Genomic DNA, 407 nt, shown 5'->3' with positions numbered 1-407 from the left:
AGCCCTGGCGCAACACGCAATCCATCGCCAAGCGTCGCTCAACGCCACGCGTTGCGGTACCATACCCGGCTTTTTTGGGAGGTGGACATGGCGCAGTATCAACCGGGGCAACGCTGGATCAGCGACAGTGAAGCGGAATTGGGCCTGGGGACCATCCTGGCCCAGGATGGCCGCCTGCTCACCGTGCTCTATCCGGCGACCGGCGATACCCGCCAATACGCCTTGCGCAATGCGCCGCTGACCCGCGTGCGCTTCGCCCCCGGCGATGAAGTGACGCACTTCGAAGGCTGGAAGATGACCGTTCGCGAGGTCGAGGAAAGCGAAGGCCTATTGGTGTACCACGGCCTCACCGCGCAGAACGAGCAGCGCACCCTGCCGGAAACCCAGCTCTCCAACTTCATCCAGTT

At 63.4% G+C, this 407-nt stretch carries 1 protein-coding gene; it reads left to right on the top strand.

Annotated elements, in window-relative coordinates:
• Window positions 1–87: 87 nt before the first annotated feature.
• On the top strand, window positions 88–407 hold a 320-nt coding region (locus FLP08_RS17180; RefSeq protein WP_202912811.1), incomplete at its 3' end, for a hypothetical protein.

Origin of the sequence: Christiangramia aestuarii (assembly GCF_009735585.1) — a bacterium.
Lineage (GTDB): Bacteria > Bacteroidota > Bacteroidia > Flavobacteriales > Flavobacteriaceae > Christiangramia > Christiangramia aestuarii.
The sequence above is the reverse complement of the archived record's forward strand: the minus strand, read 5'-3'. Positions and strand labels throughout refer to the sequence as shown.